General features: G+C 69.4%; 21 protein-coding genes. 11 read left to right on the forward strand and 10 right to left on the reverse strand.

Annotation, left to right across the window (positions count from 1 at the left end; all coding sequences use genetic code 11):
* Positions 1–213 precede the first annotated feature (213 nt).
* Both ACQGNW_RS05410 and ACQGNW_RS05415 read right to left on the reverse strand, forming a co-directional pair.
* Positions 214–3,711: an ankyrin repeat domain-containing protein gene (locus tag ACQGNW_RS05410; protein WP_426662106.1), complete on the reverse strand. Its 3,498-nt coding sequence runs from the start codon at positions 3,709–3,711 to the stop codon at positions 214–216.
* An 88-nt stretch (positions 3,712–3,799) separates the two neighbouring features.
* Positions 3,800–4,090, reverse strand: a complete 291-nt coding sequence (locus ACQGNW_RS05415; RefSeq protein WP_426662107.1) for a YcgL domain-containing protein — start codon at positions 4,088–4,090, stop codon at positions 3,800–3,802.
* Positions 4,091–4,281: 191 nt separating this feature from the next.
* Here ACQGNW_RS05415 and ACQGNW_RS05420 point away from each other — a divergent pair, with 191 nt between their 5' ends.
* The gene (locus ACQGNW_RS05420) at positions 4,282–5,784 is read left to right on the forward strand and encodes an OmpP1/FadL family transporter (protein ID WP_426662108.1); all 1,503 of its coding nucleotides are present in this window, start codon (positions 4,282–4,284) and stop codon (positions 5,782–5,784) included.
* Between the two features lie 137 nt (positions 5,785–5,921).
* Here the strand turns inward: ACQGNW_RS05420 and ACQGNW_RS05425 are convergent, their stop codons facing one another.
* The 6 genes from ACQGNW_RS05425 to ACQGNW_RS05450 form a co-directional block, all read right to left on the reverse strand.
* Positions 5,922–7,322: a coniferyl aldehyde dehydrogenase gene (locus tag ACQGNW_RS05425; protein ID WP_426662109.1), complete on the reverse strand. Its 1,401-nt coding sequence runs from the start codon at positions 7,320–7,322 to the stop codon at positions 5,922–5,924.
* A 2-nt stretch (positions 7,323–7,324) separates the two neighbouring features.
* Entirely contained in the window at positions 7,325–9,802 is a 2,478-nt protein-coding gene (locus ACQGNW_RS05430; protein ID WP_426662110.1) for a TonB-dependent receptor, read from the reverse strand.
* 73 nt (positions 9,803–9,875) lie between these two features.
* Positions 9,876–11,018: an SO2930 family diheme c-type cytochrome gene (locus ACQGNW_RS05435; protein ID WP_426662111.1), complete on the reverse strand. Its 1,143-nt coding sequence runs from the start codon at positions 11,016–11,018 to the stop codon at positions 9,876–9,878.
* Between the two features lie 10 nt (positions 11,019–11,028).
* Positions 11,029–12,264 (reverse strand): parallel beta-helix domain-containing protein, encoded by a 1,236-nt coding sequence (locus tag ACQGNW_RS05440; RefSeq protein ID WP_426662112.1) that lies wholly within the window; start codon positions 12,262–12,264, stop codon positions 11,029–11,031.
* Positions 12,265–12,393: 129 nt separating this feature from the next.
* Positions 12,394–13,488 carry an AraC family transcriptional regulator gene (locus ACQGNW_RS05445; protein WP_426662113.1) on the reverse strand — a complete coding sequence of 365 codons (1,095 nt, stop codon included), beginning with the start codon at positions 13,486–13,488 and terminating at the stop codon, positions 12,394–12,396.
* 178 nt (positions 13,489–13,666) lie between these two features.
* Positions 13,667–14,413: a glucose 1-dehydrogenase gene (locus tag ACQGNW_RS05450; protein ID WP_426662114.1), complete on the reverse strand. Its 747-nt coding sequence runs from the start codon at positions 14,411–14,413 to the stop codon at positions 13,667–13,669.
* Between the two features lie 106 nt (positions 14,414–14,519).
* Here ACQGNW_RS05450 and ACQGNW_RS05455 point away from each other — a divergent pair, with 106 nt between their 5' ends.
* Positions 14,520–14,921, forward strand: coding sequence for an ArsR/SmtB family transcription factor (locus ACQGNW_RS05455; RefSeq protein ID WP_426662115.1), 402 nt, complete (start codon positions 14,520–14,522; stop codon positions 14,919–14,921).
* Between the two features lie 103 nt (positions 14,922–15,024).
* On the opposite strand, the gene putA is transcribed toward ACQGNW_RS05455, so the two are convergent.
* A complete protein-coding gene (gene putA / locus ACQGNW_RS05460; RefSeq protein ID WP_426662116.1) occupies positions 15,025–18,180 on the reverse strand; it encodes a bifunctional proline dehydrogenase/L-glutamate gamma-semialdehyde dehydrogenase PutA in 3,156 nt (1,051 codons plus the stop codon).
* Between the two features lie 221 nt (positions 18,181–18,401).
* Between putA and ACQGNW_RS05465 the strand changes: the two genes are divergently transcribed.
* The 5 genes from ACQGNW_RS05465 (at position 18,402) to ACQGNW_RS05485 (ending at position 22,862) form a co-directional block, all read left to right on the forward strand.
* Positions 18,402–18,890: a DUF2244 domain-containing protein gene (locus ACQGNW_RS05465; RefSeq protein WP_426662117.1), complete on the forward strand. Its 489-nt coding sequence runs from the start codon at positions 18,402–18,404 to the stop codon at positions 18,888–18,890.
* Between the two features lie 101 nt (positions 18,891–18,991).
* On the forward strand, positions 18,992–19,915 hold the full coding sequence (gene coxB / locus ACQGNW_RS05470) for a cytochrome c oxidase subunit II (RefSeq protein ID WP_426662118.1): 924 nt from the start codon (positions 18,992–18,994) through the stop codon (positions 19,913–19,915).
* Between the two features lie 112 nt (positions 19,916–20,027).
* Entirely contained in the window at positions 20,028–21,641 is a 1,614-nt protein-coding gene (gene ctaD, locus ACQGNW_RS05475; protein WP_426662119.1) for a cytochrome c oxidase subunit I, read from the forward strand.
* Between the two features lie 58 nt (positions 21,642–21,699).
* On the forward strand, positions 21,700–21,864 hold the full coding sequence (locus ACQGNW_RS05480) for a hypothetical protein (protein ID WP_426662120.1): 165 nt from the start codon (positions 21,700–21,702) through the stop codon (positions 21,862–21,864).
* Between the two features lie 110 nt (positions 21,865–21,974).
* A complete protein-coding gene (locus ACQGNW_RS05485; RefSeq protein WP_426662121.1) occupies positions 21,975–22,862 on the forward strand; it encodes a cytochrome c oxidase subunit 3 in 888 nt (295 codons plus the stop codon).
* A gap of 237 nt (positions 22,863–23,099) precedes the next feature.
* Here ACQGNW_RS05485 and ACQGNW_RS05490 read toward each other — a convergent pair whose 3' ends face one another.
* Positions 23,100–23,315 carry a twin transmembrane helix small protein gene (locus tag ACQGNW_RS05490; RefSeq protein WP_426662122.1) on the reverse strand — a complete coding sequence of 72 codons (216 nt, stop codon included), beginning with the start codon at positions 23,313–23,315 and terminating at the stop codon, positions 23,100–23,102.
* Positions 23,316–23,371: 56 nt separating this feature from the next.
* Between ACQGNW_RS05490 and ACQGNW_RS05495 the strand changes: the two genes are divergently transcribed.
* From ACQGNW_RS05495 to cyoE, 4 genes are read left to right on the forward strand one after another with little or no spacing between them, the layout of a single operon-like run.
* A complete protein-coding gene (locus ACQGNW_RS05495; protein WP_426662123.1) occupies positions 23,372–24,124 on the forward strand; it encodes an SURF1 family protein in 753 nt (250 codons plus the stop codon).
* On the forward strand, positions 24,121–24,690 hold the full coding sequence (locus ACQGNW_RS05500; RefSeq protein ID WP_426662124.1) for a hypothetical protein: 570 nt from the start codon (positions 24,121–24,123) through the stop codon (positions 24,688–24,690). The genes ACQGNW_RS05495 and ACQGNW_RS05500 overlap by 4 nt, the downstream gene beginning before the upstream one ends.
* Positions 24,690–25,853 (forward strand): COX15/CtaA family protein, encoded by a 1,164-nt coding sequence (locus ACQGNW_RS05505; protein ID WP_426662125.1) that lies wholly within the window; start codon positions 24,690–24,692, stop codon positions 25,851–25,853. Before ACQGNW_RS05500 ends, ACQGNW_RS05505 begins: the two co-directional genes overlap by 1 nt.
* Positions 25,850–26,752: a heme o synthase gene (cyoE, locus tag ACQGNW_RS05510; protein WP_426662126.1), complete on the forward strand. Its 903-nt coding sequence runs from the start codon at positions 25,850–25,852 to the stop codon at positions 26,750–26,752. Before ACQGNW_RS05505 ends, cyoE begins: the two co-directional genes overlap by 4 nt.
* Positions 26,753–26,963 lie beyond the last annotated feature (211 nt).

A 26,963-nucleotide genomic window follows, 5' to 3' on the forward strand; every position in this document is an offset into this window, starting at 1 on the left:
CGGTGCCGGGCGCGGGCCGGGAGCGCCCTGCTGGCGCCCGGCGAAGACGCCGCGCTCGTGCCGGTGACGTTCGCCGGGCGCATGCCTGGCGCTGGGCGAAATCCAGGGTGTGCCGCGCGCGGCCGACCGCGGTGGAGGCGTCCATCAGCCTGCCGCTGATGGGCTGGCTGCGGTCATGATCCCGGCATCGGTGCGCTCGCGGGGCCTCGGGCTTCAGTCCGCCGGTTGCGCCGGTTGCCGCAGCGTCTGCCGCACGCTGGGGATCGCGCTGCTGCGCACGGCCAGTTCGTGGGCGATGTCCACGTAGCCGAGCTGGCGGGCCACGTCGGCGGCGGTGCGGCCGAACGCGTCGGCGGCGGCGCGGTCGGCGCCGCGCGACAGCAGCACGCGGGCCGGCGGCAGCAGCGCATGCATCGCGCAGGCATGCAGGGCGGTGACCCCGCGCTGGTCGGCATGACCGACGTCGGCGCCGGCTTCCAGCAGCACCGGCACCAGTGCGCCGAGGTGGGTGGCATCGCAGTCGCTGCCGGGGCGCAGCTGCGCGCCGAGCAGCAGCAGCAGCGCGGTCTTGCCCTCGCCGTTCGCGTGGTTGACGGTGGCGCCGTGCCGCAGCAGCACGTCGAGCAGGCGCCGCGCGCGCAGGCTGTCGTTGTGCTCGAAGCCGTACTGCGCCGCCGCGTGCAGCGCGCTGTGGCCGCGCGCGTCGACGGCGTTGACGTCGGCGCCGGCGGCGAGCAGCGCCTCCGCGAGTTCTGGCCGGCCCATCGCGGCAGCCACCATCAGCGCGGTGCTCTGGTTCGGCAGGCGCTGGTCGACCTCGGCCTTGCGTTCCAGCAGCAGCGCCACCGTGCCTTCGCGGCCGCCCGCCACCGCGGCGGCGAGCGGGGTGATGCCGTTGGCCGCGGCCAGCGCGGGATCGGCGCCGGCATCGAGCAGGCAGGCTGCGATCTCGCTGTGGCCCGCGCCGCAGGCGTGCAGCAGTGCGCTGGCGCCGTGCGCGTCGACAGTATCGACGGGGAAACCCAGTTCCAGCAGGCGCTGCACCGCGACCTGCGCGCCGGCCTGCGCCGCGGCAGGCAGGTCGTCGGCGCGCAGCGGGCGGCGCGGACGTGGCCAGCGGCCCCAGTCCAGCCAGCGTTCGATCGCCGGGTGTTCCAGCGCGAGGCCCAGCGGGGTTTCGCCGTTGGCGTCGGCGGCTTCGGCGTCGGCGCCGTGCGCGATCAGTGCACGCACCAGCGGCAGCGCAGCCTCGCCGCGTTCCAGCACGGCGAACAGCGGAGTGCGTCCGTCGCGGTCGCGGGCGTTCGGGTCGCAGCCGCGCGCCAGCAGCGCCTGCAGCAGCTCTTCCTGGCCGTTCGCCGCGGCGAGCTGCAGCGGCGTGCGCTCGCGGGTGTCGGGACCGAACGGATCGGCGCCGCGCTCGAGCAGGGCCAGCGGCAGCGCGGCGCCCTGTGCGGAGCCGCCCAGCCGCTGCAGGGCCTGGGCGAGCAGGCCGGCGCCGGCCGGCGTGGCGCCGGCCTGCAGCAGGTCCTCCACCGCTTCGGTGCTGGCGGGCAACTGCAGCAGCAGGGCGTCGAACAGGCGGCGGCCCAGCGGCGGCAGCGCGGATGGCGCGGCGTGCGCATCGTCGGTCGCGGCGGCCAGCTCGTCGCCTTGCTCGTCGTCGGGCTGCTGCGCGGCGAGGCGTGCCTCGGGGTCGAGGCCGTGGTCCAGCAGCCAGCGTCGCGCCTGGCTCTGGCCCGGCTGGGCGAGGTCGAGGTAGAGCTGCGCCAGCTGCGCCTGCGGCCATTCGCGCACGCGCGTGGCGAAGCCGGAGACGATCGCCCAGTGGCCGAAGCGCAGCGCGTCGAGCAGGTGCGCAGGGGTGTCCGCGCCGGAAGAGATCGCCGCATGGCCGAGGCTGGCCGGCAGCGGGGTCTCCGGATCGAGCAAGGCCACCAGGTCCCACCGGCCGGCGGCGGCGGCGTGATCGAGCGCGCTGCGCCCATCGCTGCCCGGCGCCTTCGGCTCGGCGCCCAATGCGAGCAGGGCGCGCACGGTGTCGGCGTGGGCGCGTGGTGACTGGCAGGCGAGGGTGAGCGCGTCGCGGCCGTGGCTGTCGCGGGCGCGCGCGTCGGGCTGCGCCTCGGCGAGCCGCTGCACGATGCCCACCGCGCCGGCACGCGCGGCTTCCATCAGCGCGGTGCTGCCGTGGCGGTCGGCCAGTGTCACGTCGGCGCCAGCGGCGCACAGCGCGCGGGCGATCTGCTCGTGGCCTTCGGCGGTGGCGGCGATCAGCGCGCTGCGATGGCGGGCGTCCACCGCGTTCACCGCGGCGCGATGCTTGAGCAGCAGCTTCACGCCGGTCGGATCGTCGTCGGCGATGCCGGCGGCGGCGACCAGGGCGGGCTCGCCGTTGGCCGGTGCAGGCTTGGCGCCGCGCTCGAGCAGGAACTTCGCCAGCGGCCAGTTGGCCGCGCGGCAGGCCACCGTGAGCGGGCTGGCGCCGGCCTGGTCCAGCGCGTTGATCGGCGCGCCGGCATCCAGCAGCATTGCTGCCACCATCGGTTCCTCGCTGAGCACCGCGCCGTGCAGTGCGGTGCGGCCTTCACCGTCGGTGGCGAGCGGATTCGCACCGTTCGCGAGCAGCGTCATCACCGCTTCGGCGCGGCCGTGCCAGCTGTCGCGGGTGGCGGCGAGCAGCGGTGTGAGCCCGCCGCTGGCGCGGTTGACGTCGGCACCCTTGGCGATCAGCGCGCGCAGCAGTCGAGTGTCCGGCAGCAGCGCGGCAAGCATCAGCACGGGGCGCTGGTCGCGGTCGCCGGCGGGCGGCGCGGTGGCGGGATCGGCGCCGGCCTCGACCAGGGCCAGTGCGCGCTCGATGTCGCCGTCGCGGGTGGCGGCGAGCAGCGCGGCGGCCTGTTCGGGTGTGCCGGCGGTGCGCTCCTGTTCGCTCAGCGGCGCGGCCATCGACGGTGCGGCTGGCCTGCCGGTTGCCGACGCGTCGGCGGCAGCCTCGGCGCGCTGGCGGTGACGGTCGTGCTGGGCACACAGCAGGGTGCGCAGGGTGCGGTTGGCCACGATCAGGCAGCCCAGCGGCAGCAGCAGCACGCCGTACAGCGCCAGCGCCGCGATGCGGATTTCCGACGGCAGCATGCCGTACAGGCCGCTCAGCGCGATCGCGCACCAAGCCAGCACCAGCAACGCCAGCGCGGCCGGCAGGAAGTGGCTGAAGAAGCGTTCCTCGCGCGCCAGATGGCGGCCGAACATGAGGCTGCGCAGCGTGGCGGTGAAGATCCACGAGCCGTCGTGCCGCGCCGGATAGGCGTCGTCCCATACGAACACGAGGCCGAATGCAGGCCATGGCCGCCACAGCACGGCCAGCGCCAGCACCAGGGTGGCGACCAGCGCCAGCGTGGCGGCGAGGCTATGCGACTGCGAGAGCGCCAGCATCGGCCAGGCCACCAGCACGAACACGATCACCGCATAGCCGGTGAACATCACCAGATGCGCGGCGCCCCGGCGCAGCACGGTGCGCGCGAAGCTGGGCTCGGGATCGAAACCGATCGCGTGGCAGACCGCGGCCATGGTCAGCGCGTTCGCCAGCAGCAGCGGGATCAGGGTCAGCGGGTGGGCCACCATGCCGGCCAGCGCCACGGCGAGCAATCCGGGAACGAACCAGGCGAGAGCCTGCAGGAGCGGTGGGCGTCGGCGCGATTTGGGCTGGGTCATCGCCACAGTATAGGAATCGTGATGGGCGCAGACGGTAACCTCGCGTTAACGCGACGACCGGCGATCGCGCCGACGCGGCGCAGCATGCTCAGTCTCCCGCGTCGCGCAGTGCAGCGCCGTAGGCGGGGTGATTCGTGCCGGCCAGGGCGTTTTCCGGTGGTAGCTGGAGGTGCCAGCCCCGCTCGCGCAGGTTCGCAAGCACCCGCCTGGCATCCTCGCGCGGCAGGCGGCGCTGTTCGTCCAGCGGCAGCTCCAGTGCGAGGCGCAACTCGCCCAGCATGCCGCGCAGCGGTTCGGGCAGCACGCCGAAGCCGTCGCGTTCGGCCAGCCACAGATAGGTGTCGGGTTTGCGGCGGCTGGCGTAGACGAAGCATTGCATGGACGTTTCCCTCGATTTGCGACTGCGGGCCGGCCATTGTCGCGGCTGCGGCGACGAATGCTGCGCCAGCACTTGCAACGCCCGGGACGAGCGGGCACAGTGCCGCGGAAGCATGTTAAACGCCCGTATGAATTCCGTGTGAAACCCGTGGCGACACGCGAACCGCCCATCCCGATCCGCAGGAGCACGTGATGCACAAGTCTTTCCGTTCCCTCTCGAGCGCCACCCGTCCGCTGGCGTTCGCCGCGCTGAGCGTGGCCGTCGCGGGCGCCCTGGTCGCGCCCGGCATGGCCCATGCCAGCGCCTTCCAGCTGAAGGAGAACAGCGCCAAGGCCATGGGTCGCGCCTACGCCGGTTCCGCGGCGGCCGGCGGCGACGTGTCGGTGGTGGCGAACAACCCGGCGGCGATGAGCGACCTCGACGGCACCTACGTGCAGGCCGACATCACCGCGATCAACTTCAGCGCCAAGTTCAGCGGCAGCGCGCACGACGTGCTGGGCAACCCGATCAGCGGCGGCAACGGCGGCGATGCCGGCACCACGCTGCCGGTGCCGGCGGTGGCCATCGCCACCAAGGTGAACGACCAGTTCAACCTCGGCATCGCGTTCGACGTGCCGTTCGGCTTCCAGACCGAGTACGACCGCAACTGGATGGGCCGCTACGACGCGATCAAGACCAAGCTGCAGTCGTTCGACACCACGCTGTCGGCCTCGTTCAAGATCAACGACCAGTGGAGCGTGGGCGCCAGTGCGATCGCCGAGCGCACCAACGCGGACCTGACCAACGCGATCAACTTCAACGCCGTGGGCCTGGGCATCCAGCAGGGCATCGCGGCGCAGACGCAGGCAGCGGTAGCGCAGATCCAGGCGGCTGCGGCCGCCGGCCAGATCCCGCCGGCGCAGGCTGCCGCGATGATCCAGGCGGCGGTGGCGCAGGGCCAGGCAGCGGCGGCCGGCGTGGCTGCGGTGACGCCGCCGGGCGGTGACGGCTACGCCGAGGTCAAGGGCAACAACTGGGCCTGGGGCTGGCAGGTCGGCACGTACTGGAAGCCGACCGCGAATGACCGCGTGGCGCTGGATTACCGTTCGCGCATCACCCACGACATCGACGGCACCGCCAATTTCACCACCACGCCGGGCTACGACCTGCTGCTGGCCAATCCCGCACTGGCTTCCAGCATCCCGCCGTTCCAGCACACCACCGGCAAGGCCCGCCTCACCAACCCGGCCGTCGCCACCCTGAGTTACTGGCACCAGGAAGCGAAGTTCGGCCTGGGCTTCGACCTGACCTGGACGCAGTGGAGCGTGATGCGCCAGCTCACGGTCAACTACGCCAACGCGGCGCAGCCGACCACCGTGCTGCCGTTCAACTGGCGCGACACGTGGTATGCCTCGGTGGGCGGCGAGTACTACGCCACCGACAAGCTGACCCTGCGCGCCGGCGTGTCGGTCGACCAGGCGCCGATGAACGCCTCCAACCGCGACCCGCGCGTGCCCGACGCGGCGCGCCGCATGGCCACGTTCGGCATCGGCTACAAGGCGAGCGAGCATTTCGAGATCAACGCCTCGTATGCGCACATCTTCGTCAGCCACGCCGGCATGAACGGCTCCACCAGCGCCACCGGCGACGTGCTTGCCGGCAGCTTCGACGACTACGGCAACCTGCTGAGCCTGTCGGCGCAGTACAAGTTCTGAGCGTCCGCGGGCGGGATGCCTGCAAATCGACCTCCCCGTGCGAGCGGGGAGGTTTTTTTGTTTGAAGAGCGCGGCCATGGACGGCCGCCCGTTCGATTCGAGCGGTCGGTGATGACCGCAAGGGTTCATGACCGCGATCAGCCGCGCCTGAGCAGCAGGTCCAGCATGTGCCGGAAGCGCGCGCCGTAGGGCGGGTTGAGCAGGCCGGCGCCGTTCCAGCGTGCCTGGTGGAACACCGGCTTCAGGTGCGAGAAGGTGCGGAAGCCGGCCTCGCCGTGGTAGCCGCCCATGCCCGAGCTGCCCACGCCGCCGAACGGCAGTCCGTGCTGGGCGATGTGGTAGAGCGTGTCGTTGACGGTGACGCCGCCGGCGTGCGTGCGTGCGAGCACGTGGTTGATCAGTGGCTGTTCCGTTTCGAACAGGTACAGCGCGAGCGGGTGCGCGCGCGCGCGGATGAAGGCAATGGCCTCGTCCAGCGTGTCGTAGGGCACCAGCGGCAGCAGCGGGCCGAAGATTTCCTCCTGCATCACTGCCATGTCGTCGCGTACGTTGGCCAGCATGACCGGCGGCAGCAGGCGGCGCCCGGCGTCGGGCGCGGCGTCGGTCAACGGCTCGACGACGGCGCCCGCGGCCGTCGCCTCGTCGCGCAGCGCGGACAGCCGCGTGTAGTGGCGATCGGTGGCGATGCTGGCGTATTGCGCGTTGCGCGCGAGGTCGGGGTAGAGGCGCGCCACGGCGGCACGCGCGGCGGCGGTGAATTCCGCCATTCGCGCGCGCGGCAGCAGCACGTAGTCGGGGGCGATGCAGGTCTGTCCGGCGTTGATCAGCTTGCCGAAAACGATGCGCTCGGCCGCGTGTTCCAGCCGCGCGCCAGGACCGACCAGCGCGGGCGATTTGCCGCCCAGCTCCAGCGTCACGGGGGTCAGGTTGGCCGAGGCGGCGCGCATCACGTGATAGCCCACCGCGGTGGAGCCGGTGAACAGCAGGTGGTTGAACGGCAGCGCGGCGAAGGCCTGGCCCACGGCAGCATCGCCGTTCACCACCAGCACCTCGTCGTTGCGAAAGTACCTGGTGACGAGCTCGCCGAACAACGCCGAGAAGCGCGGCGTGTATTCGCTCATCTTCAGCATCGCGCGATTGCCGGCGGCCAGCGCGTCCACCAGCGGCCCCGCCGCGAGGTAGAGCGGGTAGTTCCACGGCACGATGATGCCCACCACGCCCAGCGGCTGCGGGCGCAGTTCGGTGCGCGCGGGCAGGAACAACAGGTCGGCGAAGCGGCGCTTCGGCCGCATCCAGCGTTTGCCAAGGCGCAGCGCGTGGCGCACGGCCGAGAGGCTGGGGAAGATCTCCAGCAGCTCGGTTTCCTCGGCCGGGCGGTTGCCGAAGTCGGCGTGGATCGCCGCGGCGATATCCGCTCGGTGTACATGCAGCAGGCGTTCCAGCGCACGCAGGCGCGCGGCGCGCGCCGGCCAGTCCGGCAACGGATCGTGCGCGTGGGCATCGCGCATGCGCTGGAGGCAGGCATCGAGGTCGGACATGGTCAGAATTTTACGTGCAGTTCCACGCCCCAGGTGCGCGGCGGCGTGATGTTGGCGTAGGGCGTGCCAAACACGCTCTCGGTGATGTTGTCGACACCGGTCACGTAGCGTTGGTTGAACAGGTTGTTGGCATAGAGCGCCACGCCCCAGCGTTCGTGCGCCGCGTCCCAGCCCAGCCGCGCGTCGGTGCGCTGTTGCGCGGCGCCCACGGTGAAGTTGGGACTGATCTGGCAAGTGCCCTGCAGCCGCGAGTCGCTGTTGCAGCGCGACTCGCCACGGTAGGCGTAGGAGAGGTCAAAGCTCACGTCGCCACCGGCCACGCCGCGCCAGGTGTAGGTGGCGTGGGCGGCGTAGGAGTACTTCGGCTCGCCTGTGGGCTGGCCATCCAGGTTGGCGCCGGACGGAGCGACGGCGCGGCGGTAGGTGGCGTCGATGTACGCCGCGTTCAGCCCGAACTGCAGCGCGTCGACCGGCTGCCATTGCAGTTCCAGTTCCACGCCCGTGGCCTGCTGATCGCTGCTGCTGACAAGGTAGCGCGGCACGCCGGAGCCGGCGCTGTTCGGATCGAGCGTCAGCGCCTGGCGGTTGTCGTAGCGGTAGTAGTAGGCGGAGGCGTTGAGCAGCAGGTTCTGCTCGGGGAACACGCTCTTGACGCCGGCTTCGTAGTTCCACACCTTCTCCGGCGCGAAGTGCGAGGCGATCTGCACGCTGTTGTAGCCGCCCGCCTTGTAGCCCTTGGTCACCGAGACGTAAGCCATCACGTCGGGGGTGAACTTGTAGTCGAGCACGGCGCGCGGGCTGACGTCGTTCCAGGTGTTGTGCGCCTGCACCAGCACGCCCACCGGCGCGCCGCTGGACGGGCTGAAGATGATGTTCTGTCCGAACGCAGCCAGCGCGTACTGCGCCTCGGGCGGCAGCATGGCGAGGATGCCTGCGTTGCCCAGCGCCTGCACGGTGGCGTCGAACTGGTCGGCCTGGCGCGGCATGTTGTACCAGCTGAAGTCCTTCCGGTCGCGGGTGAAGCGCACGCCGGTGGTGAGGTTGAGGCGGTCGTTGAGGTGCCAGATCACGTCGCCGAAGAGCGCCCAGGACCTGAAGCGGCCGTCGTTGCTGATCGCTTCGCGCCACGGGTCGCCGAGGAGGGTGTAGGGCAGGCCCATGCCGGCCAGCGCGTTGCTGATGTCGGTGAGCGGCGTACCCACGCCCATCACGTTCTGCGCCAGGGTGTCGAGGCTGTCGGTGGTGATGTCGGTCTGGCTGGTCTGGCGCGCCTGCTCGCCGTACCAGCTGGTGCCGGCCACCCAGTCGATCAGGTCGGTATTGCCGTTGAGCTTGAACTCCTGGTACCAGCTGTTGTTGTGCTCGATGTTGGCGGTGTCGAGGTAGCTGACGACGTGGTTGGTGCCGTCGTAGTCGCCCAGGTTCTTCGTGTCGAAGTTGCGCCACGCGGTGGTGGAGGTGAGGCTGCCCCAGCCGAAACTGTGGTCGACGGTGAGGGTGGCACCGTCGAAGCGCCGCTTTTCGATCGCGCCCACCGCATCGTTGTACAGCGGCGCATGCAGCGGGTCGAGGAAGGTGTTCGGGTCGGCCGGGTACGGCGGGCGCTGGTTGGTGTCGTTCGACAGCGGGATCAGCCCGAACGTGGGGTGCGGCGGCTGCTTCAGCTTCTCGTGGTCCCAGGACAGCAGCACGCGGGTGTCCGTCGTGAGATTCCAGCGGTACACCACGCGGCTGCCCCAGTCGTCGTTGACGCCGTAGTGCTTGCCGGTGGCGGCGTCCTTCACCCAGCCGTCGCTCTGGTTGTCCAGCACGCTGACGCGCAGCGCCATGTCCCGGTTGAGCGGCAGGTTGACCAGCGCGTCGCCGTAGCGCGTGCCGTAGTTGCCGAGGCGCACGCGCGCCTTGCCCTCGAACCGGTCGCCGGGTTCGTTGGTGACGATGGAGATCGCGCCGGCTGCGGCGTTGCGGCCGAACAGCGTGCCTTGCGGGCCCTTCAGCACCTCGATGCGCTTGATGTCGTTGAACGCCAGCAGCGCGCCGCCGGAGCGCGCTGCATAGACGCCGTCGATGTACACGCCCACGGCGGATTCGGTGCCCACGCCGAAGTCGGCGGTGCTGATGCCGCGCAGTTCGTAGCCGGGCTGGGTGGGCTGGGTGCCGTCCACCACCAGGCCGGGCACGAACAGGCTCATCTTGCTGAGGTCGGTGGCCGCCAGTGTGTCGATCTGCTTCGCGGTGACGATCTGCAGCGCGATCGGCACGTCCTGCACCTCCTGGGCGCGGCTCTGCGCGGTGACGGTGACCGAGCCCAGTTGGGTAGTCTTGGTCGCGTCTGGGTTGGGCTTGGCCGGCGCGGCGTTCTGCGCGGGCGTGGTGGCCTGGCCGGCCAGCGCCGGCAGGGGCGCGCACAGCAGCAGTGCGGTGCCGCCGTGCAGCAGCTGGCGCATTACCGCGGACAATGGTCGCAGGCGCATCGTCATCCCCGTTCTCCCCCAGGCTGGTTCACGCATGGCGCGATGGCCGCGCCGAAAGCTTTCGTCCCCGCGATGGTGCTCAATGCACGATGTCGCAGTTCCCCTTGAGCGAAAGGATCCAGGCGCGGATCAGCGCCTCGCCCTCGCGGTCCACCGTGCTGCGGCCGATCTCCGGCATCATCACGCCGGGCCGGGTGGAGCCGATGCGGTGCATCAGGATCGACTCGTCCGGCTTGCCGGGCACGATGTCGAACAGGCGCCCGCCGGTGGCAGGGCCGGCCGCCTCGGGCGACTTGCAGATGCCGAGATGATGGTCTTCCGGCACGTCGTAGCCCAGCGAGAAGCCGGTGACGCTGGCTTCGCCGTGCGGGTTGTGGCACATCGCGCAGTTGATATCGAGGTAGGCGCGCGCGCGCGCATCCAGCGAGGCGCTGGGGTCGCGCCAGTTGGCGTCCTTCGGCACCTCGGCCAGCCTGGGCATGTCCAGCAGGTAGCCCACGTCGACGAGGTGCTCCAGCTGGTTCTCGCGGCCGCTGCCGTAGTCGTAGTCGCGGTTGAGGTGACGCGCCTTGGGGCCGATGGGGTGGATGGTGCGGCCGACCATGTCCGCCTCGTGGCAGTTCACGCACTGGCCCTCGTCGGGCACCACGTAGTTGAAGTCCTCGCGCCGGCCCTGCGCGTCGACGAGGGTGAGCGCCTGCACGTCGCCGGTGCGCATCAGCGTGGCCTCGGTCTGCTCCTTGTTCCACACGTAGACGAAGGGCGTCCAGCCCTCCTTGCGGCGTACCAGCAGGCGCGTTTCGACCAGGTGCACGCTGGCGAGCCGCAGATCCTGCCCGGCGAAGTCGCCGGTGTAGTCCAGCGTGCGCGCCACGTCGCCGAACTTGCCGTCGGCGGCGCGCGGGTAATAGAACGTCTTGCTGATGACGGTGCCCACCGGGAAATCCAGCGGACCGTTCGCCGCGTATTTCGCCGAAACGCCCCTGGGCATCCAGATCGTGCGCAGCTTGTGCACGTAGTCGGTGAACAGGTGGCTGTTGAGGCTGTACGGCACCACCCCGGCGTTGAGCTCGAGCCTGCCGTCGCGGGCCTCGACCATGTGCCAGTCGCTGAGCCTGGCCGGGCGTCCGTCGGCATGGAACTCGGGGGGCGGCATGTCGCGCCGGCAACCGGCCAGGAGCAGCAGCGCCAGCACGGCGGCGGCGTATTTCGCACACTTCACCGGCGCGCCCTCAGAGCCTGGGTTCGGGGTTCAGCGTCACCGCCGGCAGCTTGTCCAGCGTGCACTGGAACGGCTTCATGTCGGTGTTCGGGTGCTTGTAGCCGTCGGGGCCGTCGGCATCGACCACGCCGCTGACGTCCTGGATGCAGATGCGGTCCTGCGGCGGCAGCGTCTTGTCGGTGAATTTCGGGTCGCGGTAGCCGTCCCACAGCACGTCGGGGAAGTGGCCGCCGAGGCCGAACAGCGCGACCTTCAGCGTCTTGAAGTCCAGCCCGCTGGGCGAATCGCCGCCGCCCTTCAGGCGGTTGCCGTAGACGAAGATGCCCTTCGGGTACGGGTCGTAGCTGGCCGCCACGCCGGTCTTGCTGGCGTAGTTGGTGGAGTAGAAGCTGGAGATGATGATGTTCGCCGTCTTGTTGTCGGCGATGTCGTTGTCGAAGATCTCCACCTTCGGGTTGGAGTTCACCACCACACCCGAGCCTGCCGGCACGCTGGCCACCGCCGAGCCATTCGCCGCGAAGTTGTCGTGGTTGTTGGCAACCACGTGGTTCTTGAACACGCGCGTGCCGTGGCCCTCCATCAGCAGGTCGGGCATGTTGAAGACGAGGATGCCGCCGGAATTGTTGGTGGCGGTGTTGCCGTAGACGTCGGCGTCCACCGTGTTCTCGATCTCGATGCCGGCCACGTTCTGCTCGGCGCGGTTGTTGCGCACGATCACGTTGGTGGACTGGCCCACGTAGATGCCCGAGTCGGAAGCGCCGATGGCTTGCGAGTCCTCGATCAGCACGTTCTGCGTCTTCACCGGATAGATGCCATACGGGCCGTTGCTGGTCTTCGAACCATCCGTCCACTGTGTGCGCACGCCGTGGATGGTGATGTTCCTGCCATGGTTGATCTTCAGCGCGTCGCCCTTGGTGTCCTCGATGGTGAGGTTCTTGATGGTGAAGTCGTTGGCGTTGACCAGCAGGCCTTCCGGGCCGACCACCTGGCCCTTGAACGAGAGGATGGTCTTGTGCATGCCGGCGCCCTTGATGGTGACGCCGTCGGTGCGCAGGCTGAGGCCGCGCTTCAGGTGGTAGGTGCCGGCGGGAATGTCGATCACGGTACCGGGCTTGGCGTCCAGCAGCTGTTCCTGCAGCTTCGCCTCGAAGCCGGCGTCGGCCTGGTTCTGCGGTGCGGGCGCCTGCTGGCCGCCGCAGCCGGCGAGTGCGGCGGCCAGCGCCACGATGACGAGTGTCTTGCGCATGATCGTTGAACTCCCCGGGTCGAACCCAATCCGCGATGCCGTCACTGTCCCGCAAGACGTTGCGGCTGGGGAGGGCAAAACGGCCAGGGGGTGGGGGGCAAACCGGCCAGTGTTGGCCGGGCGGAACGATCAGGCGGCGGCGCGGCGCGCTTCCTGCGGCGCCATGCCGGTCCACCGCTTGAACGCACGGCGGAATTCGCGCGGGTCACTGAAACCCACCTCGCCGCCGATCTCGGCCACGCTCAGCTCGCCGGCCTGCAGCAACTGCAGCGCGCGCTCGGCGCGCACGCGGTCGTGGATCTCGCGGAACACGCGTCCGCTCTCGGTGAGCCGGCGGCGCAACGAACGTTCGCTCAGGTTGAGCGTGCGCGCCACCTCGTTGAGCGTGGGTTGCTGGCGCAACCGGCCGCGCAGCAGGCGTTCCACCGCGGCGACGATCTCCTGGTGCGGCTCGCCGCCGTCCGGCGTGCGCTGCTGCGCGCAGAGGGCCAGCGCCTGCTGCGCGGTGAGCGGGTTGTAGCCCGGCAGCGGGTGGGCCAGCCACTGCGTGTCGATCAGCAGGCGGCAGCGCGGCGCGTCGAAGCGCAGCTCGCAGCCGAACAGCTGCGCGTAAGCGTCGGCATGGCCGGGCCGCGGATAAGCCAGTTCCACGCGCAACGGACGCAGTTCCGTGTCGACCAGCTCGCGTGCGATCAGCGTCGAGCTGGCGAACAGTTCCTCGCAGAAGAACGGCAGCAGGCTGGTGTCTCCGAACAGCGGCAGCGCCACCATCGCCACGGCGCGTTCGTCCACCGGCTCGAGAGCGAGGTCGAGCAGGCAGCCGCAGATCTTGTGGTGCGCGATGCCGGCCTGCATCGCCTCGCCGAACGTGCGCGAGGTCATCATCGCCAGCCCCAGCAGGCCGAAGCCGCCAATGCTGCCTTCACGGCCGATGCACAGCCCGGCGTCGGGCACGCCCGCCGCCGCCAGTGCTGCGAGCGCGCGGTGCACGAACAGGCTGGCCTGCCGGTACGAAACGCGCAGCGCCGGGTCGGCGATCTGCGCGCGATTCAGCCCCAGTCCGCCGAACCAGGCGCGACTGTCCACGCCGCAGCCGTCGGCCAGCTGCACCAGGTAAAGCAGCTTGTTGGTGGGAAACTCCGCGGCGGTGTAGCGCGGATCGTCCGTTGCCGGCGCGGCGTGCGCGGAGGAGTGGAAGCCGATCATGCCGGCAGGGCGTGCCATGGTGCCGATGCTCCGACGCGAGCAGGCCGCTGCGGCCCGCGGTCCGGACTTTCTAGCACGCCCGCGGCGCCGACCGCTTGTGCATTGCGCAAGCGGCCGGCGGAGGCGCCGTCTGTCGATCAGCCGGCGATGGAGCCTCGCCAGCGTCGGGAACGCGCCTTCCCGCCGCGCGAGCGGTTCAGCGCAGGCCGCCGCTGGCGTAGAGCTTCTCGCCGGTCAGCCAACCGGCGGCATCGGACGCGAGGAATACCGCGATGGAGGCGATGTCCTGCGGCTGGCCGATGCGGCCCAGCGGGGTCTCCGATTCGGCATGCGCATGGAAGTCGGAGCCGATGAAGCCGGCGCTGTGCGTGCCCTCGGTCTCCACCAGACCCGGATTCAGCGCGTTGACGCGGATGCCGCGCGGGCCCAGTTCGCGGGCGAGCGCGCCGGTGATGCCTTCCACGGCCGACTTGGTCGCGGTGTACACCGCCGACGCGGGCGGCGTGATGCGGCTGACCAGCGAGCCGATGTTGATGACGCTGCCGCCCTGGCCGAGGTGCTTCGCCGCCGCCTGGGTGGTCAGCAGCAGGCCCAGCACGTTGACGTCGAACTGCTTGCGGTAGTGCTCTTCGGTGATCGCCTCGATCGGCGCGAACTCGTACACGCCCGAGTTGTTGACCAGGATGTCGAGGCCACCGAAACGCTCGACCGTCTGCGCGACGATGGCCTGCGCGTCGCCCGCATCGGCGACGTTGCCCTGCACGGCGAACGCCTTGCCGCCGGCCGCGGCGATCTCGGCCACCACGGCGTCTGCGCCGGCCTTGCTGGACGCGTAGTTCACCGCGACGGCGGCACCTTCGGCGGCGAGCGCCTTGGCGATGGCGGCGCCGATGCCCTTGGATGCGCCCGTGACGAGGGCGGTCTTGCCTTGGAGCGTGCTCATGGTTGGATTCCTGCGGGAGTGGGGTGGGGGAAGTTTGTCCGTTGATACCGTAGTTCAAGATATACGAACTATGGAACAATAGTCAAGGGGCCGCTAGAATGCTGCCATGCGACCGCTGTTCCACCCATCGATCGACGACATCACCGTGGAAGGCATCCTCCACGCGCTGTCCGATCCTGTGCGCGCCTCCATCTACGCCAGACTGGCGGGGCTGGACTGCGCCGCGACCTGCACCGCGCTGCAGCAGGCCGGCGATCGCACGATTCCCAAGTCCTCGCTGTCGCAGCACTTCCGCGTACTGCGCGAGGCGGGCCTGATCCGCAGCGAGCGCGCCGGCGTGGAGATGCACAACACCACGCGCTGCGCGGAAATCGAGCAGCGCTTCCCCGGCCTGATTCCCGCCATCCTCAAGGCGCATCGCGCGCAGATGGCGGGCACGCTCTCGTCTCGTCCGCCAAGCCGCAGGACGGCGGCGGCTGCCGTCAGGAAGAGGACGAAGGCGGGCTGAGCGATTCCTCGCCGCGGGTGCGTGGCGGCGAATCGCTCACGTGCGTGTCGTGCGGGCCGGCGGACTCCCTGCAGCGATGCAGGGAAGTCCGCCGGGCCTTGCGTCACTCGCCGATGGTCAGCAGCGAGGCATTGCCGCCGGCGGCGGTGGTGTTGATGGTGAGCGTGCGCTCGCCGGCGAAGCGCAGCAGGTAGTGCGGGCCGCCGGCCTTGGGACCGGTGCCGGAGAGGCTTTCGCCGCCGAACGGCTGCACGCCGACCACCGCGCCGATCTGGTTGCGGTTGACGTAGCAGTTGCCGACGCGGGCGTGGCTGCGGATGTATTCCACGGTGTCGTCGATGCGGCTGTGCACCCCGAGGGTGAGGCCGTAGCCGGTGGCGTTGATCTGCTCGACCACCTGCTTCAGCTCGCTGCCCTTCCAGCGCAGCACGTGCAGCACCGGCCCGAACACCTCGCGGGTGAGCGTGGACAGTGCCGGGATCTCGTAGGCGCGTGGCGCGAAGAAGGTACCGTGTGCGGTCGTGGCCGGGTCGAGCGCCACTTCGGCGATCTTCTTCGCCTCCTTGTCCATGCGCGCGGCATGGTCGACCAGGATCTTCTTCGCGTCCTCGTCGATCACCGGACCCACATCGGTCGAGAGCTGGCCGGGGTCGCCCACCTTCAGCTCGGCCATCGCGCCGGCGAGCATGCCGATCACCTTGTCGGCGATGTCCTCCTGCACGAACAGCACGCGCGCAGCGGAGCAGCGCTGGCCGGCGGACTGGAACGCCGAGGCGATCACGTCCTTGACGATCTGCTCGGGCAGGGCGGAGGAGTCGGCGATCATTGCGTTCTGGCCGCCGGTCTCGGCCACCAGCGCGGCGATCGGCGCGTTTCGTGCGGCCAGCGCGCGGTTGATCGCCCAGGCGGTTTCGGTGGAGCCGGTGAAGGCCACGCCGGCCACGCGCGGGTCGCGGGTCAGCGCGGCGCCGACCACGGCGCCGTCGCCCGGCAGGTACTGCAGCACGGTCTCGGGCACGCCGGCCTCGTGCAGCAGCTTCACGGCAGCATGGCCGATCAAGCTGGTCTGCTCGGCGGGCTTGGCGATCACGCTGTTGCCGGCGGCGAGCGCGGCGCTGACCTGGCCCAGGAAGATCGCCAGCGGGAAGTTCCACGGGCTGATGCAGACGAACACGCCGCGGCCGTTGAGGAACAGCTGGTTGCTCTCGCCGGTGGGGCCGGGCAACTGCTCGGGCTGGCCGAACAGGCGGCGCGCCATGGTGGCGTAATAGCGCAGGAAATCGGCGGCCTCGCGGATCTCGGCGATCGCATCGGGCAGGCTCTTGCCGGCTTCGCGCACGCACAGCGCGATGAATTCGGCGCGGCGCGCCTCGAGCTGCTCGGCCGCATGCTCGAGGATGGCGGCGCGGCTGGCGGCCGGCAGGCGATCCCAGTCCGGCTGGGCGGCCACGGCATTGGCCAGGGCCTTGTCCACCAGCGCGGCGTCGGCGCTGACGTAGCTGCCCACGACCTGGCGGCGGTCGGCCGGGTTGGTCACCTGCACGGCGGGGCCGTTGCCCTGGCCGCCCGGCACCAGCGGCGCGGCGTTCCAAGGGCCGGACTTGGCGTTGACGGCTTCGGCGGTGGCCTTCAGTTCGTTGTCGTTGGAGAAGTTGATGCCCATGGAATTCTTCCGCAGTTCGCCAAAGAGGTTGACCGGCAGGGGGATGCGCGGGTGGGGAATGGAGGCGAAGCGGCGCACCGTTTCGCAGGGATCGGCGACCAGCTCGCGCACCGGCAGGGTCTCGTCCACCACGCGGTTGACGAAGCTGGTGTTGGCGCCGTTCTCGAGCAGGCGACGCACCAGGTAGGGCAGCAGGTCCTCGTGCGTGCCCACCGGCGCGTACACGCGGCAGGGCACGTTGAGGTTCTGCGGGCCGATCACCTCGGCGTAGAGGTCGGTGCCCATGCCGTGCAGGCGCTGGAACTCGAACGGGCGGCCCCGCGCCACGTGGTGCACGGCGGCGATGGTGTGCGCGTTGTGGGTGGCGAACTGCGGGTAGATCAGCTCGCTGCCGGCGTCGAACAGCTTGCGCGCGCAGGCGAGGTAGGAGACGTCGGTGTTCGGCTTGCGCGTGTACAGCGGGTAGCCCGGCAGGCCCTGTTCCTGGGCGCGCTTGATCTCGGCGTCCCAGTAGGCGCCCTTCACCAGGCGCACGTACCAGCGACGATTTGCCGCACGTGCGGTCTCGATCAGCCAGTCGATCACGAACGGGGTGCGCTTGGAGTAGGCCTGCACCACGATGCCGAGGCCGTTCCAGCCGGCCAGCGAGGGGTGGGCGAAGACGTCGCCGATGATGTCCAGCGAGAGTTCGAGGCGGTCGGCCTCCTCGGCGTCGACCGAGAGCGCGATGCCCTGCTTCATCGCCAGCTGCGACAGCTCCAGCAGCTTGGCGGTGAGCATGCGGCGCGCGTCTTCGCGCTTGGCCACTTCGTAGCGCGGGTGCAGCGCGGACAGCTTCACCGAGATCGACGGCGCGTCGGTGTGGTTGGCGAATGGGCCGCGCGCGCCAATGCGGGCGATCGCGCGGCGGTAATCCTCCTGGTAGCGCTCGGCGGTCTCGCTGGTGAGCGCGGACTCGCCAAGCATGTCGTAGGAGTAGCGGTACACCGCGTATTCCTTCTTCGCGCAGCGGTCCAGCGCCTCGTCGATGGTCTGTCCCATCACGAACTGATGGCCCATGATGCGCATGGCCTGGCGCACCGCGAGGCGGATCGCCGGCTCGCCGGCGCGGCCCGCCAGGCGCTTCAGCGCGCCGGTGAAGTCGCGGCGGGTCTCCTCGGCCAGGTTCACCAGGTGGCCGGTGAGCATCAGGCCCCAGGTGCTGGCGTTGACGAACAGCGACTCGCTCTGGCCAAGGTGCTTCTTCCAGTTGGCGTCGCCCAGCTTGTCGCGGATCAGCTTGTCGGCGGTGGCCTTGTCCGGGATGCGCAGCAGCGCCTCGGCCACGCACATCAAGAGCACGCCTTCCTCGGAGGAGAGGTCATACTGGCGCATGAAGGATTCCACCGCGCTCTGGTCCTTGGCGCGGGCGCGCACGCGGGTCACCAGGCCGGCGGCGACGTCGATCACCTGTTCGCGTTCGGCCGGCGGCAGGGTGGCCTGGGCGAGCAGGTCGTTGACCGCTTCGGTCTCGTCGCGCAGCCAGGCGGCGGTGATGCGCGCGCGGGCAGGCTCGGCGCCGGCGGGAAGTTCGGGGCTGAGGATGGGCAGGGTCACGGCGGGTCGATGTGGTGGGGGCGGCGGAAGGGAACGCGCGATTGTACGCCGCGGACCAGCGCGCCGCCGCAACCCTCTGCCGCGATGCAGGGTACGCGGAGGTATGGCGCGTGCCGGCACACCGTGTCGGCGAAACTGATCTGGCTCAAGCCCCTGCGGCATTCTTGCCCCTTGCGCACTTGCGACCTATCATCGAAGCGCTCTTGGCACGCCGGATCTCCATGATCGTGCTACGACCAGCCGCCGCCGGCTTGCCGCGCGTGACGATATGGCTACGGCCGAATCGCACGCTCAGCCGCCGCGGGCTGCGTCGGCTCATCATGCTTCTGGCGGCGCTGGCGCTGACGACCGCCGTCCTGGGCGCGTGGCAGGGGAATGTGTTCGCTCCGCTGTTCGCCCTGGTCGAGTCGTCTGCCGTGGCTATCGCCTTGTGCGTGGCCTGGCGGGCCGGCGACCGCAGCGAGCGCATCACCCTCGACGACACGTCGCTGGAGGTGCGATCGTTGCCGGGCCGGCACCGCGTGCGATTCCAGCCCTACTGGGTACGCGTGCGGCTGGATGAGGGGGAAAGCGGATGTCGCCGCCTGTTGCTGTCATCGCACGGGTGCGAGCTGGAAATCGGCCGGTTCCTTGCCGAACGGGAACGTGTCGAGCTGTTGCGGAAACTCAAGGTGCTGCTGGAAGAGGTCAACGACCAGCGGCGCGGATAGGTTCAACAAAGGGCGAGAGCATGACATCTGGCAGCATCAGGACTGACGGGACCGGGCCGAACGGAAATCGCATCCGTCGCGGCCGATCCAGCCGCGGCAGGATGACCGGCATCAGGCGCGCCATCGCGGCGTCGACGGCCCTCGTGCTGGCGCTGTGCGCCGGTCTTGCGCAGGCCGACCCCCGCCCCTGGCAGCTCAACCTGACACACGGCGTGACCACCTGGTCCGGCGAGCCGTATTTCCTCAACAGCGTCGCGCTCGGCGTGTGCGTGGTGATCGGCGTGCTGGTGTTCGGCGCGATGTTCATCGCCATGTTCCGCTTCCGCAAGTCGCGTGGCGCGGTGGCGGAGAAGTGGTCGCACAACACCATGGTCGAGATCATCTGGACCACGATCCCGGTGATCATCCTGGTGGTGCTGGCGTACCTGGCCACCGGCGGCCTGGTCTCGTTCGCGAACACCACCGGCGCGCAGATGACGGTGAAGGTGACCGGCTACCAGTGGAAGTGGCGCTACGACTACGTCGACTACCTCGGCAAGCCGGTCAGCAAGGTCGGCTACATGTCCAAGCTCGACGCGCTCTCCGACAAGACCCGCCAGCTGGATTCGGGCATGGACCCGTATGCGGTGAAGACCGGCGACGAGAACACCTACCTGCTGAACGTTGACAAGCCGCTGGTGCTGCCGGTCCACACCAAGATCCGCTTCGTGATCACCAGCGGCGACGTGATCCACTCGTGGTGGGTGCCGCAGTTCGGCTGGAAGATGGACGCGATCCCCGGCATCGTCAACACCGCGTGGACCAATATCGAGGCTCCCGGCACCTACCGCGGCCAGTGCGCCGAGCTGTGCGGCCAGGACCACGGCTTCATGCCGATCGTGGTGAAGGCGGTCTCGCAGGCGGACTTCGCCAAGTGGCTGGCCGCGCAGGAGCAGGGGTCTGCGCCGCCGCCGGCTGCCGCGTCCAGCGCCGCCGCACCGGCCACGGCGCAGGCCGCACCGCCTGCCCGCGGCGGGCAGGGCTGACGCCGGGTGCATCCGCAGTCATGACGCGTTGCGGCCGTCCTGGCCGCGAAATTCCGGAGAGCAGCCGCCCGCGGCTGCGCCATCGACAGACTTGAGGCAGAGGTGCAAGGCCATGGCCCACGAAGCCACCCACGATCACCACGATGACCACCACGCGCCGCAGGGCTTCTTCCAGCGCTGGGTGATGTCCACGAACCACAAGGACATCGGCACGCTGTACCTGATCTTCTCGCTGACGATGTTCTTCATCGGCGGCAGCTTCGCGATGGTGATCCGCGCGGAGCTGTTCAAGCCCGGCCTGCAGCTGGTGCAGCCGTACTTCTTCAACGAGATGACCACCATGCATGCGCTGGTGATGATCTTCGGCGCGATCATGCCGGCCTTCGTCGGCCTCGGCAACTGGATGATCCCGCTGATGATCGGCGCGCCGGACATGGCGCTGCCGCGCATGAACAACCTCTCGTTCTGGATCCTGCCGTTCGCGTTTGCGCTGATGCTGTCGACGCTGTTCCTGCCCGGCGGCGGCCCGGCTGGCGGCTGGACGATGTACCCGCCGCTGTCGCTGCAGAGCGGTTCGCTGGCCTACGTGGTGTTCGCGATCCACCTGATGGGCATCAGCTCGATCATGGGCGCGATCAACATCATCGCCACCATCCTCAACATGCGCGCGCCGGGCATGGACCTGCTGAAGATGCCGGTGTTCGTGTGGAGCTGGCTGATCACCGCGTTCCTGCTGATCGCGGTGATGCCGGTGCTGGCCGGCGCGGTGACCATGCTGCTGACCGACAAGTACTTCGGCACCAGCTTCTTCAACCCGCACGGCGGCGGCGACCCGGTGCTGTACCAGCACGTGTTCTGGTTCTTCGGTCACCCCGAGGTGTACATCATGATCCTGCCGGCGTTCGGGATCATCTCGGAGGTGATCCCGACGTTCGCGCGCAAGCCGATCTTCGGCTACCGCGCGATGGTCTACGCGATCGCCAGCATCGCGTTCCTGTCGTTCATCGTGTGGGCGCACCACATGTTCGCGGTGGGCCTGCCGCTGGGCGCGGACATCTTCTTCATGTACGCGACGATGCTGATCGCGGTGCCGACCGGCGTGAAGGTGTTCAACTGGGTGGCCACGATGTGGGGCGGCTCGATGACGTTCGAGACGCCGATGCTGTTCGCGATCGCGTTCGTGATCCTGTTCACCATCGGCGGCTTCTCCGGCCTGATGCTGGCGCTGGTACCGGCCGACTTCCAGTACCACGATACCTACTTCGTCGTCGCGCACTTCCACTACGTGCTGGTGACCGGCGCGGCGTTCGCGATCATGGCGGCGACGTACTACTGGCTGCCGAAGTGGACCGGCCACATGTACAACGAGTTCTGGGGCAAGGTGCACTTCTGGTGCTCCGTGGTGTTCGTGAACGTGCTGTTCTTCCCGCAGCACTTCCTCGGCCTGGCCGGCATGCCGCGCCGCATCCCGGACTACAACGTGGCGTTCGCGGACTTCAACATGATCAGTTCGATCGGCGGCTTCCTGTTCGGCGCCTCGCAGCTGATCTTCCTGGGCGTGATCGTGCATTGCGCGTTCTTCTCGAAGAAGAAGGCCACCGACCGCGTGTGGGAAGGCGCGCGCGGGCTGGAGTGGACGCTGTCCTCGCCGCCGCCGCACCACAGCTTTACGGTGCCGCCGGTGGTGCACGACGAGGAGCTGGCGCACGGCCACGTGAACGACTGACCATCATCCCGCCGCTGCGGCCGCCCGGCCGCGACGGCGCCAGCGGGGACAGCAGCGCATGACAACAAGCCGTATGACATCCGGCCACATGACGTCCGGCACCGTGGACCAGCGGTTCGAGCAGGGGCGCCGCCGCGGCGTGCGCCGCACGGTGACGGCGCTGGCGATCGTGGTCGGCGCGTTCTACCTGCTGTCGTTCGCGCAGATCCTGCTGATGAAGTAGGCGCGGCACCACACGGGTTCCACCGATGGCGGCGGCAGGGCCGTCCGGCAGCGACATCCGGCCACGGCATGACGGGGCCGGATCACCAGAGCAAACCACGGGGTCAAACCATGGGTCAGCAGCACGATATCTACTACGTACCGAGCAAGAGCCAGTGGCCGATCGTGGCAGCGGTGGTCATGTTCCTCACCGTGTTCGGCGCGGCGCACTGGCTGAACGCCGAGCCAGGCGAGTCCGGCTTCGGCAGGACAGTGATAACGATCGGCGCGATCGGCGTCATCGGCATGTTCTTCGGCTGGTTCCATTCGGTGATCAAGGAATCGCTGGCCGGCCTGTACAACCCCCAGGTGGACACCTCGTTCCGCATGGGCATGATGTGGTTCATCTTCTCCGAGGTGATGTTCTTCGGCGCGTTCTTCGGCGCGCTGTTCTACATCCGCAACTTCTCGGTGCCGTGGCTGGGCGGCGAGGGCCACGGCGTGCTCACCCACCAGTTCCTCTACGGCAGCTACAGCGGCGCCTGGGGCGCGGCCGGCGGCAACGGCCCGATGCACATCGGCGGCGCCTTCAGCACGGTGGTGCCATGGGGGCTGCCGCTGCTGAACACGCTGATCCTGCTCACCTCCAGCGTCACCGTGACCATCGCGCACCATGCACTGCGCGGCGGCCACCGCGGCCGCATCCTGCTGTTCCTCGGCCTCACCGTGCTGCTGGGTGCGAGCTTCCTGTTCTTTCAGGCACACGAGTACATGGAGGCGTACAAGGAGCTGAACCTCACGCTGCACAGCGGCGTCTACGGTTCCACCTTCTTCATGCTTACCGGCTTCCACGGCCTGCACGTGACCCTGGGCACGATCATGCTGGCGGTGATCTGGCTGCGCGTGCTGAAGGGGCACTTCAGCAAGGAGCACCACTTCGGCTTCGAGGCGGTGGCGTGGTACTGGCACTTCGTCGACGTGGTCTGGCTGTGCCTGTTCCTGTTCGTTTACATACTTTGACTTCACGGGACGTCCTGTCGCGGAATGCGAAGATCAAGAACCGGCCATCCTTGGCCCGACTGCTTTGACTTCACGCGACATCCTGTCGCGGAGAGCAAAGGTCAAAAACCGGCCATCCTTGGCCGGACTCTTCAAGGAAGCGCCGCTTCGAGTCGAGTTCCCGGATACGAGAAGCCCGCCAATTGGCGGGCTTTCTTCGTATTGCCGGGGAAACAAGGAGTGCCGGGGCGGCTACAATCACTGGCCGACGTCGTGCGGCTGCAGCCAGCCCATCCAGATGCCGAACACGACCATGCCGATCAGCAGCAGCGACAGCGCGATGCGGCGGGTCAGCGCCCACGCCATGCGCTTGTCGTCGTCCTTGTCGGTCATCATGTAGTACAGCGCCTGGGCGAGGCTGAACACCACCACCAGCAGCAACACCACCACCGCGTATTTGTAGATGGGGCCCACGTGATTGATCCGGTCGAGTACGGTGCTGGCAGTATAGCCACCGCGGGCGCCGCGCCATGCTAGGCGGGTTCCGCCGCCCGCCCTGGTGGGCGATCCTGCTCACCGCCGCCGCGGCCGTGCTTTTCGTGCGCCTGGGCTTCTGGCAGCTGCATCGCGCTGCCTTTAAGGACGAACTGCTGCGACGCTATGCCGCGGCGGCCGTCGCGGCCCCGCGGGACTTCGCGGCGGTGGCCACACAACCGCCGCCGGACGCCTATCCGCGCGTGCAGGTGCAGGGTCGCTACCTGGCCGACCGCGTCTATCTGCTGGACAACCCCAGGCACGACGATCGTGGCGGCGTGGAGGTCTACGTGCCGTTGCGCGTGGCGGGCGGCGACCGCCTGCTGCTGGCGGACCTGGGCTTCCTGCCCGGCAACGGCACCGACCAGACGCCGCAATTGCCAGCGTTGCCGGACGGCGAGCAGAGCCTGCATGGGCTCTACGTGCCGCCGCCCGGGCACGGCTTCGAGATGGGAGGCGACGCGCTCGCACGGCAGGCGCGCTGGCCGAAGAAGACGATCTATCTCGACATCGGCCAGGTCGCCGCCGACCTCGGCGCGAAGCTGTATCCGCGCGTGCTGAGCCTGGACGCCGACCCGGCCTCGATCTACGTGCGCGTGCACACGCTGGACTTCGGCGACATGCCGCCGGCGCGCCACCGCGCCTACGCGTTCCAGTGGTTCTCCTTCGCGATCGCCGTGGTGGTGATCCTGCTCGTGCTGAACCGCAAACGCGGTTCGCGCCAACCCCGACCGACGGACTTCCGATGAATGCCACCGATCCCGCCGCGCTCCGCAAGGGCCGCCTGAAGCTGCTGCTGGTTGCCTCGATCTTCGCCGCGCCGTTCGTGCTGGCGCTGGCGCTCACGCTGGCCGGCTGGCAGCCGGGTGCGCAGGGCAACGGCCTGCCGATCCTGCCGCAGCGCAACTTCGCGCAGGAGCGGCTGCCGGTGCGCCTGGCCGACGGCAAGGACTGGGCATGGCGCGACAGCGAGCCGCGGCTGACCCTGGTGGCATTGCCCGGGCCGGACTGCGCCGCGCGCTGCTATGCCGCGCTCACGGCGCTGGCCAAGGCGCGCGTGATGCTCAACCGCAACCAGTCGCGGCTGCGGCTGCTGTACGTGGGCACGCCGCCCGCGGATGCGCGGCAGGACGGCATGGCGAACTACTGGCAGGTCGGCCGCGACGTGGATGGCAAGCTGGCGCAGTGGCGGCCCGAGGAGCCCGACAGCGTGAGCGCGCTGCTGGTGGAGTCCGATGGCACGGCGCTGGCGCGGTATCCTGCCGGATTCGATCCGTCGGGCCTGTTCCGGGATCTGCGCAAGGTCATCAAGTAATGTCGTTCCGCGTCGAGAAAATCCTGCGTTGGCTGTCGCTGCTGGCGGCCGTGTTCGCGTTCGGGCTGGTGATGTTCGGCGCCTTCGTGCGCCTCTCCAACGCGGGCCTGTCCTGTCCCGACTGGCCCACCTGCTACGGCGAAACGACCTGGCCGCAGCACGCGCAGGCGGTGGCCAGGGCCGACGCCGCGTTCCCCGACCGGCCTTACGAGGCGCACAAGGCTTGGCGCGAGCAGGTGCACCGCATGCTGGCCGGCACGCTGGGCGTGCTGGTGCTGGCACTGGCGCTGCTGGCGGCGTGGCGGCGGCGCCGGGTTCTGCTGGCGCTGGCCGGCAGCGCGGTGCTCGCCGCGGTGGGTGTGGCGATGTACATGCGCGGCGAACGCCACTGGTCGTCGCTGCTGGCGGTGTGCGCTATCGCGTTGCCGCTGGCCGCGGCGCTGGCGCTGCGGCGGCCGGCAGCTTGGCGGGTGTGCCTGGTGGCGCTGGGCGTGATCGTCTTCCAGGCGATGCTGGGCATGTGGACGGTGACCCTGCTGCTGAAGCCCATCGTGGTGACCGGGCACCTCCTCGGCGGCATGGCCACGTTCGCGTTGCTGGGCTATGCGGCGGTGCGCTTCGCCGGCGTGGACGCGCCTGACGACGCGCTGGCGGGACTGCGCCGGCTGGTGATCCTCGGCATCGTGCTGCTGGCCTGCCAGATCGCGCTGGGCGGCTGGACCTCGTCGAACTACGCGGCGCTGGCCTGCGGCTTCGGCGATGCGGCGTTCCCGAAGTGTCTGGGCCAGTGGTGGCCGCCGGGCGACTACCACCAGGGCTTCATCCTGTGGCGCGGCATCGGCGTGGATTTTGAGGGCGGCATCCTCGACCAGAGTGCGCGCACCGCGATCCAGATGGTGCACCGCCTCGGCGCGCTGGTGGTGTTCTGCTATCTCGGCTGGCTGTCGCACCGCCTCGTGCGGCGCGGCCTGCGCTGGTGCGGCATCGCGGTGGCGGCGGCACTGGTCTGCCAGGTGCTGCTGGGCATCAGCAACGTGCACTTCGGCCTGCCGCTGCCGGTGGCGACCGCGCACAACGGCATGGCGGCGCTGCTGCTGTTCGCCCTGGTGGCGACGCTGGCGCGCACCCAGCGCCGGCATGACGCGGCAGGAGCCGTGCGATGAGCATGCTGGGCGAGTACCTGCAGCTGACCAAGCCGCGCGTGGTGGCGCTTTTGGTGTTCTGCGCCGTGATCGGCATGTTCCTCGCCGTGCCCGGCATTCCGCCGTGGCGCGCGCTGGTATTCGGCACGCTGGGCATCTGGCTGGCCTCGGGCTCGGCGGCGGCGTTCAACCACCTGATCGACGAGCGCATCGACAAGCTGATGGTGCGCACCGCGCGCCGCCCGCTGGCCACCGGGCACCTGCGGCCTCGCCAGGTGCTGGTGTTCGCGATCGCGATGGGCATCGTCTCGATGCTGGTGCTGGCACTCCTGGTGAACGGGCTCACCGCGTGGCTCACCTTCGCGGGACTGATCGGCTACGCGCTGGTGTATACCGCCTACCTCAAGCGCGCCACGCCGCAGAACATCGTGATCGGCGGCCTCGCCGGGGCGATCCCGCCGGTGCTGGGGTGGACCGCGGTGACCGGTGCGCTGCATCCGTTCGCGCTGCAGATGTGCCTGATCATCTTCGTGTGGACGCCGCCGCACTTCTGGGCGCTGGCGATCTTCCGCCGCGACGACTACGCGCGCGCCGGCGTGCCCATGCTGCCGGTCACCCACGGCGTGGCCTACACGCGCTGGCAGGTGCTGTTCTATACCGTGCTGCTGGTGCTGGTGACCCTGTTGCCGGCGATCACCGGCTACAGCGGCTGGCTCTATCTCGGCGGCGCGGCGGTGCTGGGCGCGGGCTTCCTGTACTACGCGATCCGCCTGCTGAACCCGCCGGACGACTTCTTCGCGATGCGGGTGTTCAAGTATTCGGTGATCTACCTGATGGCGCTGTTCGCCTTCCTGCTCGCCGACCACTGGCTGGCCACGCCGCTGCTGCGGCAGGGGCTGGCGTTCCATCGGCTCGGCTGAGTCGCTTTTCGGCGCCGATTGCCGTTTCATGCGTTGACTCGACCGCTGTCGCACCGCAAAATACGCGGGTCGCGCGATGCGTCATCGTCGCCGATATCCTGTCCTGACTAACCAAGGCATATGGACGTTTACCCTAGTCGCAACGTCGACATCCGCTCGCATCGGGTGCCGGCAATGCATAACAAGCTGAACGCCTGCGGCAGCCGCCAGC

The organism is Rhodanobacter aciditrophus, from assembly GCF_050026795.1.
Lineage (GTDB): Bacteria > Pseudomonadota > Gammaproteobacteria > Xanthomonadales > Rhodanobacteraceae > Rhodanobacter_A.